Genomic DNA, 724 nt, shown 5'->3' with positions numbered 1-724 from the left:
GACGAACTCGCCGTTCTTCTTGATAAGGGGTTTCGTCAGCCGGTCGGGGCTGTGCACGAACTCCCAGCAGGTGGCACCCTTGGGGCAGAGTTTGCCTTCGTTTACCGGGGTCCTCTTGAGGGGCTCGACCCCCACGAGCTTACCGTCATTTACCACGAGATTGAGCCCGCACCCTACGCCGCAGTACGGGCAGGTTGTGGGAACGTAACGTAATTTACCATTAGTGTCAGCCATGTGAATTCTCCCGATAGTTGCATTCAACGTCGGTTTTGCCAGTCATGTCCGGCTAGAGCGGACATGTTAACAGTGGCTTTACTCTACTAAGGAGTATATAAATTTAAACTTACTCCTTTAACATTGGCTGAAGTTTCATGCTGTATAGTTGATGTCCCTTGAACCCAATCTCCGGCACCCGGGTTATGGCCTCCGATATCAATGATTATGCGATTAGGTGACACTTCCTCGGCGATATGCCGCAGTAACCCGTTTAGGGTAAAGTAAATTTGATTTACTGATCCAAAATGTTTACAACCAACCTTGACCAAACACCTCTCCGTGCAACCGAGACTGAATCACACATGGGAAGATATCGAGGCCCGGCTCGAGTCAAGAGGCTCCTCTCCTGAGTTGATCGAGGACTTCAAACGATGCATCGATTTTCACACCTTCGCGGCCCCCGGGCTCCTGGTCGGGGTCTTCATGGTGGACTATGCCATGGAACTCC

The 724-nt window shown here is 51.2% G+C and carries 1 pseudogene; it reads right to left on the bottom strand.

What is annotated here, in order from left to right:
* A pseudogene (locus tag EI28_RS12705) lies at positions 1 to 234 on the bottom strand (formate dehydrogenase subunit alpha); the annotation flags it as partial.
* Positions 235 to 724: the final 490 nt, after the last annotated feature.

This window comes from Methanoculleus sp. MH98A (assembly GCF_000691865.1).
Classification (GTDB): domain Archaea; phylum Halobacteriota; class Methanomicrobia; order Methanomicrobiales; family Methanoculleaceae; genus Methanoculleus.
The sequence above is the reverse complement of the archived record's forward strand: the minus strand, read 5'-3'. Positions and strand labels throughout refer to the sequence as shown.